Source organism: Moorena sp. SIO3A2, assembly GCF_010672265.1.
Classification (GTDB): Bacteria; Cyanobacteriota; Cyanobacteriia; order Cyanobacteriales; family Coleofasciculaceae; genus Moorena; species Moorena producens.
This window is the reverse complement of the sequence record NZ_JAAHHC010000021.1, coordinates 1-16478: the sequence shown is the minus strand read 5'-3', so window position 1 is coordinate 16478 and position 16478 is coordinate 1. Positions and strand designations below refer to the sequence as shown.

The 16478-nt window shown below is 41.6% G+C and carries 12 protein-coding genes and 1 pseudogene; 7 read left to right on the top strand and 6 right to left on the bottom strand.

What is annotated here, in order from left to right; translation table 11 throughout:
* Positions 1–258: 258 nt before the first annotated feature.
* Complete coding sequence (locus tag F6K64_RS22095) at positions 259–990, top strand: pentapeptide repeat-containing protein (protein WP_287266322.1); 732 nt, start codon at positions 259–261, stop codon at positions 988–990.
* A 29-nt stretch (positions 991–1019) separates the two neighbouring features.
* Positions 1020–1886: an SAM-dependent methyltransferase gene (locus F6K64_RS22090; RefSeq protein WP_287266320.1), complete on the top strand. Its 867-nt coding sequence runs from the start codon at positions 1020–1022 to the stop codon at positions 1884–1886.
* Positions 1887–1910: 24 nt separating this feature from the next.
* Here the strand turns inward: F6K64_RS22090 and F6K64_RS22085 are convergent, their stop codons facing one another.
* Positions 1911–4268, bottom strand: a complete 2358-nt coding sequence (locus F6K64_RS22085; RefSeq protein WP_287266317.1) for an alpha/beta fold hydrolase — start codon at positions 4266–4268, stop codon at positions 1911–1913.
* A 25-nt stretch (positions 4269–4293) separates the two neighbouring features.
* On the opposite strand from F6K64_RS22085, the gene F6K64_RS22080 reads away from it, so the two are divergent.
* The gene (locus tag F6K64_RS22080) at positions 4294–4554 is read left to right on the top strand and encodes a hypothetical protein (RefSeq protein WP_229414449.1); all 261 of its coding nucleotides are present in this window, start codon (positions 4294–4296) and stop codon (positions 4552–4554) included.
* Between the two features lie 436 nt (positions 4555–4990).
* Here F6K64_RS22080 and F6K64_RS22075 read toward each other — a convergent pair whose 3' ends face one another.
* From F6K64_RS22075 to F6K64_RS22065, 3 genes are all read right to left on the bottom strand, one after another.
* On the bottom strand, positions 4991–5323 hold the full coding sequence (locus F6K64_RS22075) for a DUF433 domain-containing protein (protein ID WP_008183096.1): 333 nt from the start codon (positions 5321–5323) through the stop codon (positions 4991–4993).
* Between the two features lie 665 nt (positions 5324–5988).
* Entirely contained in the window at positions 5989–6618 is a 630-nt protein-coding gene (locus F6K64_RS22070; RefSeq protein WP_287266315.1) for a Vps62-related protein, read from the bottom strand.
* A 211-nt stretch (positions 6619–6829) separates the two neighbouring features.
* The gene (locus F6K64_RS22065) at positions 6830–7420 is read right to left on the bottom strand and encodes a hypothetical protein (protein ID WP_287266314.1); all 591 of its coding nucleotides are present in this window, start codon (positions 7418–7420) and stop codon (positions 6830–6832) included.
* A gap of 668 nt (positions 7421–8088) precedes the next feature.
* Here F6K64_RS22065 and F6K64_RS22060 point away from each other — a divergent pair.
* Entirely contained in the window at positions 8089–8679 is a 591-nt protein-coding gene (locus F6K64_RS22060) for a hypothetical protein (RefSeq protein ID WP_287266312.1), read from the top strand.
* Positions 8680–8849: 170 nt separating this feature from the next.
* Here F6K64_RS22060 and F6K64_RS22055 read toward each other — a convergent pair whose 3' ends face one another.
* Positions 8850–9026, bottom strand: a complete 177-nt coding sequence (locus F6K64_RS22055) for a hypothetical protein (RefSeq protein WP_287266311.1) — start codon at positions 9024–9026, stop codon at positions 8850–8852.
* A 41-nt stretch (positions 9027–9067) separates the two neighbouring features.
* Between F6K64_RS22055 and F6K64_RS22050 the strand changes: the two genes are divergently transcribed.
* On the top strand, positions 9068–12838 hold the full coding sequence (locus F6K64_RS22050) for a hydantoinase B/oxoprolinase family protein (RefSeq protein ID WP_287266310.1): 3771 nt from the start codon (positions 9068–9070) through the stop codon (positions 12836–12838).
* A 335-nt stretch (positions 12839–13173) separates the two neighbouring features.
* Entirely contained in the window at positions 13174–14592 is a 1419-nt protein-coding gene (locus F6K64_RS22045) for an RNA-guided endonuclease InsQ/TnpB family protein (RefSeq protein ID WP_502708058.1), read from the top strand.
* Between the two features lie 460 nt (positions 14593–15052).
* Here F6K64_RS22045 and F6K64_RS39020 read toward each other — a convergent pair.
* Positions 15053–15187 (bottom strand): annotated as a pseudogene (locus F6K64_RS39020) (cyclase family protein); the annotation flags it as partial.
* A gap of 234 nt (positions 15188–15421) precedes the next feature.
* On the opposite strand from F6K64_RS39020, the gene F6K64_RS22040 reads away from it, so the two are divergent.
* The gene (locus tag F6K64_RS22040) at positions 15422–16408 is read left to right on the top strand and encodes an ATP-grasp domain-containing protein (RefSeq protein ID WP_287266307.1); all 987 of its coding nucleotides are present in this window, start codon (positions 15422–15424) and stop codon (positions 16406–16408) included.
* Positions 16409–16478: the final 70 nt, after the last annotated feature.

The window sequence follows — 16478 nt, the reverse complement described above, 5'->3', positions numbered from 1 at the left end:
ACTGTCACATCTGACAGTAAAATACTATATACTATTATATCAATCCGAAGTCAAACCTCAGAGAAATCCGTGTTACTCTGGGTAACCTCTTAGCCATCTTGCGAGACTTCTATGTTTTTCCATACTTCCATTGGTTACATTCCTTAACCATCCGTTGCTCCAACTGACTACTCTCACAACTCCGACAGGGATGGCTATAGATTTGACTCGGTATTAATTCACGCTCTCAAGATTCAATCCTAACTATTCAATATGACTATGGTGCTTAAAACGATAACTCTAGTGTCTTCAACTCTAGTTTATTCTATCTTATGTCTCAGTTTTATAGGGTTGCCCGCTCAAGCCCAATCTAACACTTTTGCTAATTGCGATCTAGGCAATGATTTAAGTGGTCGTGATTTGAGCTTTGGTAATTTTAGTAACTGTAATTGGAGAAGTATTAATTTAAGAGGGGCTAATTTATCAGGGGCTTATCTCAATAGTATTCTACTGAACCCTAAACTTCAATCTTACCAACGACGAGCCACGGAAGAAGTAAGTTCAGATCTGACCAATGCTAATCTCCAGGGAGCAGATTTAACTCTCGCTAATTTAGAACGAGCCATCCTGACAAATGCTAATTTAGTAGATGCTCGTTTATTTGATGCTGACTTAACATCGGCTACATTGGAAAATGCTAAATTAGATAAGGTTTTTGCTCCTGTGGTAATCTTGTATGAGGCTAATTTAAAAGGAGCCACATTAAGTTTAGGGGATTTAACCGGTGCGAGCTTGGCTAGCTCTGATTTAAGTAATACCTATCTGTATAGAACTAAATTAAGTTATGCTGACTTACAAAATGCTAATCTAAGTGGGGCTAATTTAACAGAGGCTAATTTAACAGAGGCTAACTTAACCGGGGCTAATTTGACTGGGGCTAATTTGACTGGGGCTAATTTGTGTAATGCCACGATGCCCGATGGTACAGTATCTCAGCAAGGTTGTCCTTAATTTCATGATCAAGCACTAAATTGTAAATTATGGAAAACGAACTGGCAGCAAAAGGCGAAAAAATCCCAGAAATCAAAAATCATGTCTGTCGTACCGCAGTAGTAATGGCGGCCAAACGCGCTATTGAGTCGAAAAGGGCAGACCGACTTTTTGACGATCCTTTTGCTGCTCAGTTAGTTGGGTCTAAGGAAATACAGTCTTTGATGGATTCTTGGGAAAAACAAGACGGTAAAGACCCGAAATCAAATACCCTTCGCATCCAGTTTGTGGCAGTCCGAACTAAATTTTTTGATGATTTTCTGATATCTGTAATACCAGAGGTACGTCAAATTGTAATTTTAGGGGTTGGGTACGATACTAGGGCATATCGCCTACCCTTACCACCTGAACTATGTATATACGAGATTGATTTACCAGAAATCATGTCTCGGAAAGAAGCAATTCTTAAGGATATTCCATCTAAATGTCATCGCCAGTCCATCGCTACAGATTTGCAAAAACCGTGGGTGCATTTATTAAAAAATCATGGATATAAATCTAATGAACCTACAGTTTGGTTGATGGAAGGTTTATTGATGTATCTGGATAAAAAAGAGATAAATACATTACTGCAAACAATTTCTGATGTCAGTGTCAAAGGGAGTTATTTGGTTGCAGATTTAATAAGTGTAAAGTCGTGGCAAATAGGCTCCAAAACTCAGAAAGGATTAATTAGTAAAAATTGGCGTTTTGGCACAGACCAACCAGAAGAATTATTTGCTGCTCATGGGTGGAATGCGTCAGTTATCCAACCGGTCGAAATAAGAGCAAATTATGGACGTTACTCTGTCCAAATCGCACCCCGTTCAGTACCTGGAAGGCGACGTTCTTTTATGGTGACCGCTAAAAAAGAATGATGAATTCCTAGACTGACTTACATATTACTTATCAATACAATACTCTAGATTTAATAAGACATAGGGAAACAAATTTGTAAACCATCCCCCCCATATTTCTTTAGCTTTTTCGCCTTCAATAAAGGAGTTGACAATACGTTGCCATTGCGGATCACTCTTAGGGAGAATCATGCCATAGAAATCACAGGTCAGTGGCTGATCTGGAGATAAGGTGTACTGGGATGAGGAAAGTCCTTGTCTGGTGACTTCTCCAATTAATAAAATGCCATCGCTGGCAAAGGCATCAATATCGCTATTGACTAATGCTGTGACTCCTTGAGACCTACCTATGTCTCCAGGAAAAACTATTTTATGAGCATTAGGATAGGTTTGGTCAATAAATTTTTCTGTGAGGCTACTGGGAAGTACTCCAATTTTTAAACTGTCAAGGCTTTGGTAACGATTGAAGACTCTCGGTTGTTGAGAATCTACTAAAAAGTGTGTACCAGTAATAAAAAATGGTGTTGAGAATTTTATCGCTTCAATATCACTCCTAATCGTATTAGGTCCACACTCCAAATGTACGGCTTCATCTCGGACAATAGCAAAGCGATTTTCCAAGGTTGATTGAATTGCAACAACTTTTAGTTCTATGGGTTTATTGAGTTGTTGGGCAACTTTGTCTTTTAAGGAATTGAGTAGCTCAAAGCAATACCCTTTCCACTCTCCGTTGGGATCAATGTAGCCAAAGGGAGCAGCATCTTTTCTAATACCAACTTTTATGGTGCCAGTTCGTTTAATTTGCTCTAAAACTGTTTCTGAACGCTTCGGTATTGGCTCAATTGCGATTTGTGGTATTATAGTTTCGGGAGGTTGACTGCCAAAGGATTCCTCTAGTTGTTCTGGAGTTAAAGATTTGACTAAATGTAGCTCTAGAGAATTCTCAGAGAGGACTTGGGCATAGTTGACACTAAGGTAAGGTCGATAGTCTGATAAATCCCGAATATGAGTATTAACAAAAGCTAAGCTTAAGGCTTTTAGGTAAGAAAGTCCGACCTGAGGATTGGAACCAAGTAATTCTTTAGGAAACAGGGCAAAATCGTCGCCCGATGCACCACTAGTGGAGAAGTGGTTGCCATCAACAATCATTGCCAGATATTTTTCTGGGGTATTGAGCCAGATAAAGGGGTGAATCTGTTCTGGGACAGTTGGTGCTACGATGTCGTGGCTACCTGCCATAATCATGACTGGCACTTTAATTTTACCCAAGCTAGCTGGACCAAGGGCTGTGCTGGTAATAGGATTAACAGCGATTACAGCTTTGACCCGTGGATCCTGCAAGTCATAATTAAACGGGGGTAAGCGATTGGCAAGACATTGGAGCAGTACAGATAGATTGAAGGTTGGGTCTTGATCAGGACACACTTGGCGCAGTCTTAAATCATTAATTTCTGCACCTGCTACGGCTAAAGCTGTGTAACCCCCGAAGGAATGACCAATCACACCTACCTGTTCCAGATTCAGCTGATTAGCAAAATTAGGGTCAGATTTAGAGAGGTCTTCCAGCTCATCGAGCACATATCTAATATCTAAGGGTCGTTCAATAAACTCTACGGGATTGATTCCATTGGCTAGTCCCTGTAGTATAGCTTGAGAGTATTCAACATTACTCCCGACGTGTTCAGGAACCGCTACCGCAATGCCATGGGATGCTAAGTGTTCTGCTAAATAGGTGAAATGGTTGCGATCTGAGGCAAAGCCATGGGACATGACTACTAAGGGGGCTGGTTTTCGATTGCCTTGGGGTAAGTACAAAGCAACCTCAAACTTGGTTTCTCCGGATAACCCTAGAGGGGATTGACGGCGGCGACCGGAAAGGGTGATGATTTGCTCTGTGTATTGATAAGAACCTGGTTGTTGTAAGTCTGTTAACTGGGAGACATCAATGGTATTCTCAGCAGCCGCTTCTCGGGTGGCTTGGTTTGCGATCGCATTCACCGCTGCATCTCGATATCGAAATAGGGTAGCTAGCTCTTTTTGGACATCGAAGATATAGTCAGTATCAATCAACATCCCCTCGGTGGGAAACTGGCGCACTATATTAATTATAGTTAGACCCTCGGAGTCAGCTGCTGCCAAAACCAGCGCCCCCCTAAGACTATGTAAACCATTGCGACCAGGGTGGGTTTTGATCATCTTTCCCAAACCTTCTAGAAAGGCTTCTCCCATGGGGGATTTACCTAAGCGGGAGATGGCCACAGGACTGATTTTAATCCGCTTTTGGAGTAGCATCCGAAACTGTTCCAAGGTTTCTGGGTTCAGCATTTGGGCGTAGAACTCAAATTCTTTAGTAATTCTGCCCTCATTGGCGAAAATTTCCAGAGATTCCCGGGAAAGGGACAATTTTAATGGACCATAGTTAAAATAAATGTATTCTGCACTAAGGGCTGGCTTTGGTTTGACTACTGTGGGGAGTATTCCTAAACCAAGGAATAAGCAAGTATATAAAAAACCTAGTAGTTTCTTGGGTTTGGCTTTTGCTTTCACGAGTCTAGTCTTCTCAGTCTTAGGCTTGTTGAGGAGTAAGCATTCAGCTATCAGCCGTCAGCCGTCAGCTAATCAACGGGAGGTAGTAAACAAGTTTAAGGTGCTGGAACGGCTGGTTGAAAATCCCTGCTCGTTTTACTGATCCGACCCCGTACAGTTAAAGCGCCTGCTAGCACCTCAAGTACCGTGGCACAGGCTTCTAGCCTGTGATCCGCTTAAGCTTATAGCTGATAGCTGACGGCTGAATGCTTACGATGAGGAGCATTATAATACAAACAAACAGCAATGTATTGTTGAGACTTCTAGTTATAATAATTCATTAATTCAAGTCATCGGCAAGTGAATAATTTGGTTAGCTATCAGTTATCAGCTATCAGCTATCAGCTATCAGCTATCAGCTATCAGCTATCAGTCATCAGTCATCAGTTGATGCGCTATATGAACCCTACTTGATGTGCTTTTGAATAAAATAAGCTGACCGCTTACTACTGACCACTGAAGGCTGAACGCTGAATGCTTACATAATTTGGTCTTGATATTCCTGATCATAAGAACATTGTGCAATTATAATTAACTTTTCAATTGGCTTTCAACTGGGCTTGTCTTTCTGCTTTGATTTTCCGGAGTCGAGCCACTGCCGGATGAGGATTCAAGGCTTGAGCTTTACGCTGTTGATGTCCCCAATCTAGCCAGTCAGCAATGTATTTACTGACTGTGTCTTTGTTCTGTAGATAATATAGGATTGTGGCATAGACCTCTTCTAAGGTGAGAGTTGAGTAAATTTTGGCAATTTCTTCAGCAGTACGCTCTTTAAAGAGATACTCATACAATACTGTTTCAATGCCAATTCGATGACCTTTAATCCGAATGTCATCAGGAGCCAGAAAGTTGAAATAGTCTTCTATTTGCATAATAATTGTAATGGCAATCGCGTGTTTAAATTAGATTTACACATAAGATTGATTGCAACAGTAACTAGCGATGCATCTATTGTCGATAATTACAGCGGTTTGCCATTTAGTTAGGTACAAATTTATGGATTTTAGGGAACAGGGAACAGGGAATAGGGAACAGGTAAGTCAGAAGTCGGAAGTCGGAAGTCGGAAGTCGGAAAACAATCCTGTGTACCTGATAGTTATGCAAACCGCCGTATATCCATATTATCATCTATAGTTGATCATAATGAAACCGATATGGCGACTAAGAGGGCAGGTTTTGGATTGCCATAGGGTAACTAATTTATTTGGCGTTGCTGAATAGCGAAATGGTAGCGATTGAGATTAAAAATGCTGAAAACCCCTTGAATACACGCTTCCAGCTTTATTTTCGAAACAAGTACGGTAGAGCCACAATAGTTTCAACCAACTAAATAGTAAAAAAGCGATCGCCTATAAAGGGGCGATCGCTTTTTTTTTCGATTGGATCTGCTGTCCTTCGTTTTCTTCCTAAGTAAAAATTTATAGCGGTTTTTAATTAGGTGAGGTACATTTTTTAAGGAGCAGTAACCAGTAAAGTCAGAAGAGGGAAGAGGTAAAAAATTATGTGTACCTCATTAGGAGAAAAACCGCTATATAAATCAGAAGCTTGTTAAATTAAGATCATAGATTGGCCCATGTGGGGGATAAGAATAGTTACCCTGAACATGTATAACGCTAGTAACGGGAACAGAGTAAACAGATACATCCGCATCTGCCCCAGAGCCACGATCATTCCAAACAAATGGAGTATTTTCAGCAGGAGGCCTTACTGATATTAAATCATTATGTAGACATTTGTAATCAGGACGGTATGGCTTTGCATAACCTTCTTGAACAACATCTCCAATACAACTATAACCTTGTGGTGGAATTGGTCGCCAAAAAGAGCCATCACGATGTGCTCCACTCCCTGTATCTTTCCATATTAGCGCAAAGTCTATAGGATTAGCTAATGCGCTATTTTTTAATGGTTTGAAACACAATACATCACCATTAGGCTGACCATAGTTACCTTGTCCATAATCTCCAACAACGAAGAAACCAGGGGTGGGGACTGGCCTGTAAAATGCACCATCTCGGTCAGCTCCAGAACCACGATCATACCAGACAAGATCAAATTTATCACATTTTTGAATGTTTACGTCAAATAAAGATAAAGCCTTAGCTGACTGTACGTTAACCGTTGCGAAAGCCAAAAGAAGCACAAAAATTGCCAAAAAACGTTTCATTGTTTTTAAGTTTCCTTTATTGATTGTTGTGAAGGGTAAACCCATCTTGTCAATAAACTAGGGGTAGTCCTCAATAAACCAGAGCTTATTGTGCTTATTAACAAGGGATTTTCTAGATATAGTGTTCATTGAATTAAATTAACACTATAGGTATGAATAAAAAATTATAGGGGTTTACCTTGGATGCTGGTGTTTACCTTGGAAAAATAAGTTAAAACCAGCTTTTTACAAAATTAACGACACTGTTTGCCGCATTTTTGATAAACGTAAAAGCTTTTGAAGCCCACTCAAATATCTTAAGGGCTATTGTTCGCATAAAATCTACCATGTAATTCAATATCGTTGATTGGAAATTAGATAGTGTTTGGGCAAATTTAATCAAACTTGAACGTTGTTCCGGATTTTTATTACCCTGTTCACGAATCTGAGCGTATGAATTTTGTATCCGTGCTGTCGCATTAGCGATATCAGTTTCTTCCATAGTTTTTAATGTCTGAGTCCAATCAGAATCACTAATATTGTTATTTAATTTCTGATCGGTGACCATGGTTAGTTCATTTTGACGGGTATCATTCCATGAAAGCACGTCTTGTTGGTAAGAACTTTTAAGGTTGTCCTGAAAATCGTTCGGGATAGCTTGTGGTATTTCTGGTTGTACTAAATATACAGATATGTACCGTGGAATAGGACTTGTAGTCTCGCCTTTAATTGTTGATATAGAATGGGTTTCCATATCTTTCAATACTTTTTCAAATTCATCCGCCTCTATTGTCAAGTTTTCCGAGGTGTGTAGTTTAGTCATTTTTTTCTCACTAGAGTTAATTCAACTATTCAAATCATATTGAATCTGACTCGGGTTTGATAGTACCCTTATGGGTACCTTTTAAAATCTGGGTAAAAACATCTAAACGGCTGGGGGTGTGACAGGCAAGCTGAAATCCTTACTGGGTAATATTTTCAGCTCAAGGTACCCTAAAAGGTACCCTAAAAGGTACCCTAAAAGGTACTGTTAAATCTAAATCACGTCCCCTAGTCTATAAAAATAGGAATTTAGATTTTTGATTTTGGGGTAATTTGATAATTTTGTTCTGCCTCTCCCATAAAATTAAGAAGATAATAGCTGGAAGCAAAAACGCTGATGGGGTGACATGAGCCTTGAAAAACTTACTATATAAGGCTTTGAGATCAAAGATCTTAGGTAAGATACAGACCCAAATTGACCTTCCTTTCATTTTCTGGAAGCTCAAACCCTTATAACATAGTCCAATGTCATCCCAAAACAGCATGTATCTTTTTGTAAATTATGGCTGAAATTATTAGCCAATAAGGATTTCAGCTTGCCTGTTGCGCCCCAGCAATAACGTCCAATTATTTAATAAGGATAACTTTGTGAAAAAAATACTACTGATAAGCTTTCAGGTTTTTATAATTACACAGGTGTTGATGTTCGCTATCGTTATACAACCCGCGATGGCAAATCAATTTTTAGATAATCCAAGGAACAACCTAGAGTTAGCAGGTGCTACCGACCAAAGTAATGGTGAAAATTTAAAATCTTTAGATTATATTTTTTTTAGGATAAATGATGACAACAATTCCCTGTCATATCAAAATAAAATTCCTGGAATTATCCTTGAATTATATAAAAAGATGGAATTTGGATTCAACGAATGTAATGTCGAGTGGGGTAGGCTACAGTCCGGAGTCAGTAAAAAAGATATGATAAAATTGGCTAATGAAGACAATGCCAATGGATTCACCTATAATGCTGCACTTAAGTCCGGCTACATCCTGATTGGAGACTATCCCTATGGCTGTGAATCACCCCCCAATGATTGGACTCTCTACCTGCTACTACCTAAAATTGGAGATGCAGAGTGGAATGCGACGTTATTTAATATGGCTGAAAGGGATATCAATAATGCCAAAGGAAGTATAATGAATACATACGCAAATATTAAAAAACAAGGATATCAACATCCGGAAAATCGTTTTCGTCTAATTAAATCAGCACAAGAATTATCAAATGAAATATCGTCTGCTCTGAATGGCTTATTTTAGGGCGTTGCTTAATAATGGAATAATTTTAAGAGTTTTGTGGAATGGGCTAGATGCCCATTCCTTATTTTTTCGGGCGGGCAGGATGCCCACCCTACTTCTATTCATTCGTTGATTCAGCAACGCCGCTAATTTTAGTCTAAATTGGAGTCAACTTGTAGAGTCAACTTGGGCTATGTTTGCTCAATCTCAGAAATAATTCCTGGCTCCGATTGAATGACCACTCCCCGATCGGGTGAGACCTCGACTTGGTGGCCATGGAATCCTAAGTTACTCTGTCTTAAGGGAAAATATAGTTTGCTGGGACGTTGCTGATGGAGACAGGAAACTATTGGGAAATTCTCCGCCATCTTCCCCATCTGTTTAATGTTTTATTAAAAATCGGGCAAATATGACTACTACTTCCACTGGACGCTGGCAATTCTGGATTGATCGAGGTGGTACCTTTACGGATATTGTGGCAAAACGCCCGGATGGCCAGTTGATAATTCATAAGCTGCTTTCGGAAAATCCTGAACGGTACCAAGATGCTGGAGTACAGGGAATTCGAGAGATTTTAGAGATTCCTGTTGATAGGCCGATACCAAGTGATGCCATTGAAGCGATCAAGATGGGAACCACAGTAGCCACCAATGCCTTATTGGAACGGAAAGGCGATCGCACTGTCCTAGTGATTACCAAGGGCTTCCAAGATGCCTTGCGCATTGGTTATCAAAATCGCCCCAATATCTTTGCCCGTGAAATTGTGCTCCCTGAAATGCTCTATGAACGGGTGATTGAGATAGAAGAACGGTACAGTGCCCTGGGTGAAGAGCTAATCCCCATCAATCTGCTTGAAACCCGCCAATCCTTGCAAGCTGCTTATGATGAAGGTATTCGTAGCTGCGCCATTGTCTTGATGCACGGCTATCGCTATCCCACTCATGAACAAGAGATAGCCACTATCGCATTAGAGATTGGTTTTACCCAAATATCAGTATCTCATCAAGTCACCCCTTTGATGAAATTAGTCAGTCGGGGGGATACCACAGTGGTTGATGCTTATTTATCACCGATTCTGCGTCGCTATGTAGATCAGGTAGAACAACAGTTGCAGCTTGGCGGCTTGACCAATGAAGCTTTGGAAAATAACCTTGAAGCTACCCGGTCTGAAGGCTTACAGGGAAAAACTTCTGGACTATTGATGTTCATGCAGTCAAACGGAGGACTGGCGGACGCGCAACAGTTTCAAGGGAAGGATAGTATTTTATCAGGACCTGCTGGGGGTATTGTCGGAGCAGTACAGACTAGTCGAATTGCTGGTTTTGAAAAGATCATTACCTTTGATATGGGTGGCACCTCTACAGATGTGGCCCATTACAACGGGGAATATGAGCGTACCTTTGAAACTAAGATTGCTGGGGTGCGGCTGCGCACGCCAATGATGGCAATTAATACAGTAGCTGCCGGTGGTGGCTCCATTGTCCAGTTTGATGGTGCCCGTTATCGGGTAGGACCAGAGTCGGCTGGGGCAAATCCAGGTCCTGCTTCCTACGGTAAGGGGGGTCCGTTGACGGTGACCGATTGCAATGTGATGGTAGGGAAGTTGCAGCCAGGATTTTTTCCCAAGGTGTTTGGAGCGGATGGTAACTTGCCGTTGGATGCTGAGGTGGTCAGCCAGAGGTTTGAAGGATTGGTAGAAGAGATTGGGGATAACCGCAAACCAGAGGAAGTAGCAGCAGGATTTTTAGCGATCGCAGTCGAGAAGATGGCCAATGCCATTAAACAGATTTCTCTACAACGGGGCTATGACGTTTCCGAGTATACCCTATGTTGCTTTGGGGGTGCTGGTGGCCAGCATGGGTGTTTAATTGCCGAAGCCTTAGGGATCAAGCGAGTGTTCATTCATCCCTTTGCTGGAGTATTGTCCGCTTATGGCATGGGTTTAGCCGATATCAGGGTATTGAAAGAACAGTCAGTTGAAGCTGAGTTAGTAGAGGGGTTGGAGTTAGAGGGAATTTTGGCCAAGTTGGTGGCTCAGGGAATAGAAGAGTTGAACCACAACCATACCCAGGATCGGAATAGTAATGAGGTTGAAGTCATTCGGCGAGTCCATTTGCGCTATGAAGGCACCGATTCAGCCTTGGTTGTTGGGTTTGGTGGGATTGATCAGATCACGGAAGAGTTTGAGGGATTGCATCAACAGCGCTATGGATTTATCGTGCCAGGGAAAAAGTTGATGGTCGAAGCGGTGTCGGTAGAGTTAGTTCAGCGGATGGCTATCCCAACAGAACCCATACGGTCTCGTCAGAGTGGGGAAATGTGTGCTCCCGTTGCCACAGTGCAGATGTATACGGCTAATCGGTGGTGGGATACCCCTGTGTTTAGGCGAGAGGATTGGCAGCCAGGGGATTCGGTGTTTGGTCCGGCATTAATTATTGAGGCAACCGGAACCAATGTGATTGAGCCTGGTTGGAAAGCAGAGGTGACTGAACGGAATCATTTGATTTTAGTTAAATCTGGTTTGGGGGAGCAGGAAGATAACCTGGAAATGTTGACAAATAGCACTATAGATAACCTGCAAGCAAATACCGTCGAAGCTTCACCCCATCCTGACCCTGTCATGCTGGAAATCTTTAACAATCTATTCCGTTCCATAGCAGAGCAAATGGGGACAACTCTCCAAAATACCAGTTATTCAGTCAATATCAAGGAACGGCTAGACTTTTCCTGTGCGATTTTCGACCAACAAGGGCAATTGGTGGCCAATGCGCCCCATATTCCAGTGCATTTGGGGTCAATGAGTGAAAGTGTCCGCAGCTTGATTGATGCCCATGGTGATACTCTCAAACCTGGAGATGTCTATATTCTCAACAATCCCTATAACGGTGGCACTCATCTCCCAGATGTCACCCTTGTTACCCCAGTTTTCCTCAACTCTTCCCTAGGGCTAAAGGAACCTTCTCCCCTCTCCCCTCTATTCTTTGTCGCTTCCCGAGGACACCATGCTGACATCGGTGGTATCACTCCCGGTTCCATGCCTCCTAATAGTACGAGCGTGAAGGAAGAAGGGGTATTAATTGATAATTTCCTGCTGGTTGAGAATGGTAAATTCCGAGAAAATGAAATAACCCAACTTCTGTTAGGGGGTCAATACCCAGTCCGGAATCTGACTCAGAATATAGCTGATTTACAGGCACAGATTGCTGCCAATGAAAAGGGTGTCCAAGAGTTACGGCAGATGGTAGCCCACTATGGATTAGAGACAGTGCAAGCCTATATGGGTTATGTCCAAGATAATGCTGAGGAGTCGGTGCGCCGAGTGATTGATGTGCTGACAGATGGCAGTTTCAGCTATCAGTTAGATGGGGGTGCTAAGATTCAGGTCACGATTACTATTGACCGGGACAACCGTAGTGCCAAAATTGATTTTACGGGTACGTCTGCTCAGTTAGATAGTAATTTTAATGCACCGTCAGCGGTATGCAAAGCAGCAGTGCTATACGTTTTCCGCACCCTAGTGGATGATGATATTCCCCTGAATGCTGGTTGTCTGAAGCCTTTGGAGGTGATTATTCCGGAAGGTTCTATGCTCAATCCCCGTTATCCAGCAGCAGTGGTAGCGGGGAATGTGGAAACATCCCAAGCAATAACCGATGCCCTCTATGGTGCTTTAGGAGTGATGGCGGCTTCTCAGGGTACTATGAATAATTTTACCTTTGGCAATGAGCGCTATCAATACTATGAAACTATTTGTGGAGGCTCTGGGGCAGGGGTTGATTTTGATGGAACAGATGCGGTACATACTCACATGACCAATTCTCGCTTAACTGACCCAGAAGTGTTGGAATGGCGATTTCCAGTACTTTTGGAAAGGTTTGGGATTCGCCCTGATAGTGGCGGTAAGGGCGTTCATTGTGGGGGTAATGGCGTAATTCGCCAGATTCGTTTCCTAGAACCTATGACCGCAGGCATTCTATCTGGACGTCGAGTGGTGAAGCCTTTTGGGTTAAATGGTGGTGAAGCGGGTGCTTTGGGAAAAAATTATGTGGAACGGAAGGATGGAACGGTTGAGGAGTTGGGTAGTACTGGGGTAGTGGAAATGAATACAGGTGATGTGTTTGTAATTGAGACCCCTGGAGGTGGGGGATTTGGTTTCGATAGTGGTGATAGCGCATCCTAATTGGTGGGGGCGAATGGGATCGGCTCTGCCCATCCCATTGGTTTTTCCTTTGGGTTAAAAGTCTTAACGGTCTAGGAGGTTAATGGTCAGACCAGTAGCAGCACCTTTAACCGCATTATCTACCACCGAGCCATTGTCAATGATCACGCCAGTGACAACACTAGCAGCAGCGCCAAACCCGACATCTTGAACTAGACTCCCGGCACTGTTACCGAAAAGCGATGGTGAAAGCCCCTGTCTTTTAAGCAGGGGATGAAACCGAGCGAGCCGTCACAGCAGACACATTTATGTGTCCTGTTTATGGTAAAATGGGAAATGCAAGGGAGGTGATTCAAGTGTACGGCTGTCAGCAGGTTTTATTAAATCCAGATCGAGAATTGTCGGCAATTCTCAACTTTTTATGCATACAATCCCATAGATTGACAAATATGGGAATCTACTTTGCTCGTCAAATCTACTTTAAAGCCAATCGCTACATCAGCAAGTTTGAGCTAGAAAAAGAATACAAGCTCAATCGTCACTATAAGGCAATTCACTCCCAAGCAGCACAACAAATACTTCGTTCGGTCTACGAGTCTTTTAAATCCTACAAAGAATTGATTAAAGCATACCGAAAAGGGAAGATTGAGCATAGACCGAGACTGCCCAAGTATAGAAAAAAGGGAGGTTTGGCATTGGTCAGTTATCCCAAGCAAGCTTTAAGATTAATAGATGGAAACATAAGAATACCATTGGGCAGACAAGTAAAGTGCTGGTTTGGGCTTGATAGTTTTAGGTTGCCTCTTCCTAGCAATATTGAATTTGATGACATCAGAGAATTAAGAATACTGCCAAAGAATAGATGTTTCTATGTTGAGTTGGTTTATAAAAAAGAAATAGAAACACCAATTGTAGAACCAGATAATGTACTTGGGATTGACCCAGGATTGGATAATTGGCTAACCTGTGTTTCTAATGTAGGAACGAGCTTTATTATTGATGGTAAGCAGATCAAATCAATGAATCGTTGGTATAACAAACAGATATCAACAATTAAACAAGGCAAACCACAAGGATTTTGGTCTAAGCACCTAGGGGCGATAACTGAAAAACGTAACCGTCAAATGCGTGATGGAATTAACAAAGCCGCAAGAATAGTTATCAATCATTGCTTAAAAAATAAAATTGGTCGAGTTATTTTTGGTTGGAATAAAGGAGGCAAGAATGAGATAGGTCTAGGTAAAAAGACTAACTCAGAATTTGTGCCAATACCTACAGCTAGACTGAAAGAGAGAATAGCCGGGCTTTGTCAACAGTATGGAATCGAGTTCATAGAAACAGAGGAAAGCTATACCAGTAAAGCATCGTTCTTAGATGGTGACTATCTGCCTAAATATGGTGAAAAACCCAAGGATTGGAAGCCATCAGGGAGAAGAACGAAACGCGGTTTATACCGAACAGCAATGAATTGGTATGTCAATGCGGATTGTAATGGTGCTGCCAATATAATACGCAAAGTAAGCAGAACGCTAGGTATTAACCTAGACGAACTGGGTAGGGGCGTTTTGACTCGTCCCCACAGGGTATTCCTGTGGTCAGTTAATAAGAAAACAGTGTTTCGTGATGCGGATTCATCCCCGAGGCGAAACATCCTTATTAGAATCCCCCGTCATTTATGCGGGGGAGTAGTCAAGCCGAGCTCTAGTTCTATTGCGCTTAGTAGTATTGACAGCAGCGCCAGCGGCAGCGCCATTGGCACTATTACCAATCAATGAGCCGTTGTCAGTTAATTCTCCAACTACCGCACCAGCAGCGGCACCAATACCGATATCTCTTAATAAATCACCAGCAGCTGCCGGTGCAGCGGGTAGTAGTGTTGCGCCTACAAAACCGGTTGTGATCAGTCCTGGCAGTAGAGCACCGAAAATCCCTTTCATCTTTGTGTCCTCTAAATTGAGAAATTGAGCTACTGTTCTTAGATTAGATCTGCCTCTCGGTAGATAACCTCTTCCATTAGAATTATTTGACTGTGCTCGATCAAGACAGTTAATCTGCCCAAGGTTCCTAAATATATATAGCACTAAGCCCTATATAGCAATTCGATTGATTTGTGATTTATTGCTGCTAGAGATAATCATGAATCGATAAATGCGATGCGTATGCGCAGCCAAAGGGGTTCGGCATAGCCGCGCCATAGCCGTTCGCTAACTAAAATTCCAGCAGTAAATTCCAGCACTAGGGAATAATTGCGAACACCCTTGCTGGAAAACCAGAACCTTTAAGGGGCTTAGGAAAGGTTACTATTGCGATCGCACCATACTCCGGCACCTGATTCAAGTTAGTCAGCAACTCGATCTGATACTTGTCTTGACTTATAGTATAATTCTGGAGCGTTGCTGGAAAATGCCATTACCCTGAAGTCCAGTAATCAAGTTGAGCAAGAAATTAGCAAAGTCGTGATATCCTTCCGATGTTAGCCAGTTGTCTAACAGCTGTTTGGAGCAGACGGTCCGAGAAACCTCTCGCCATCCTCAAATTTTGGGCAAGGGCGTGCCGGTGAAACCTCCAGTTATGCACTTGAGATTTAACTACGGAGAGAATAAAATGTTTTTTGTAGACAAGCCATATGTCTCTGAATTTTTAAAAAGAACTGTCAAAGACAATGGTATCCCTGTAGTAGGTACAGATATAGCCAAGAAGTTAGGGCTTTATAGTGGGACAAACCTAATTAGTGAAGAGCGAGCCATTGAAATGGTTCGAGAGTTAGATAATCCGATCATATATACCACATCTGAAAATGCGATTGGTTGGATATCGAAATATTTAGCTTTTAGCAATCTTCCTCGAAAAATACAGTTATTTAAAAATAAGGTTAAATTTCGAGAACTAATCCAAACAATAGATCCAAACTTCTACTTCAAAGAGGTTCGCACCGACGATTTAAAAAAGATTCAGGTTAAGGAAATTCCACTCCCATGTATCATCAAGCCAAAGGTTGGTTTTTTTAGCATGGGAGTTTATCAGATTTCAAGTCAGGAGCAGTGGTTTAAAACCATTGATTCAATAATTGCAGACACTGCTCCAATGAAAGATTTATACCCTAAGGAGGTATTGGACACTAGTTCATTTATAATTGAACAATATATTACTGGTGAAGAATTCGCTGTTGATGCCTATTATAATTCAACTGGTGAGCCGGTTATTCTAAATATCCTTAAACACATATTTTCCTCAGATGCTGATGTTAGTGATCGGCTTTATATTTCTTCAAAAGCAATCATCGAAAGTAATCTTGAAGAATTTACCGATTTTTTAGATAAAATTGGTAAATTTGCTGGAGTAAAAAATTTTCCAGTACATATTGAGCTTAGACGAGACAATCAAGGTAATTTATTACCGATCGAAGTCAATCCGATGCGGTTTGGGGGTTGGTGTACTACCCCAGATATGTCTTTCTTTGCCTATGGATTTAATCCTTACCTATACTATTACTTACAAAAAAAACCAGATTGGAATGAGATTATTAAAGGAAAAAGACCTCTCCAAAAACTTGAAACTTTCTCAGGCACTGCTTTTCAGCGATCAAATTGACCAAGTCAATTTTACGTTGAATTAACGCTATAATAAGCTTAAGAAGCTATTGATGTTAATTTAGCACTAA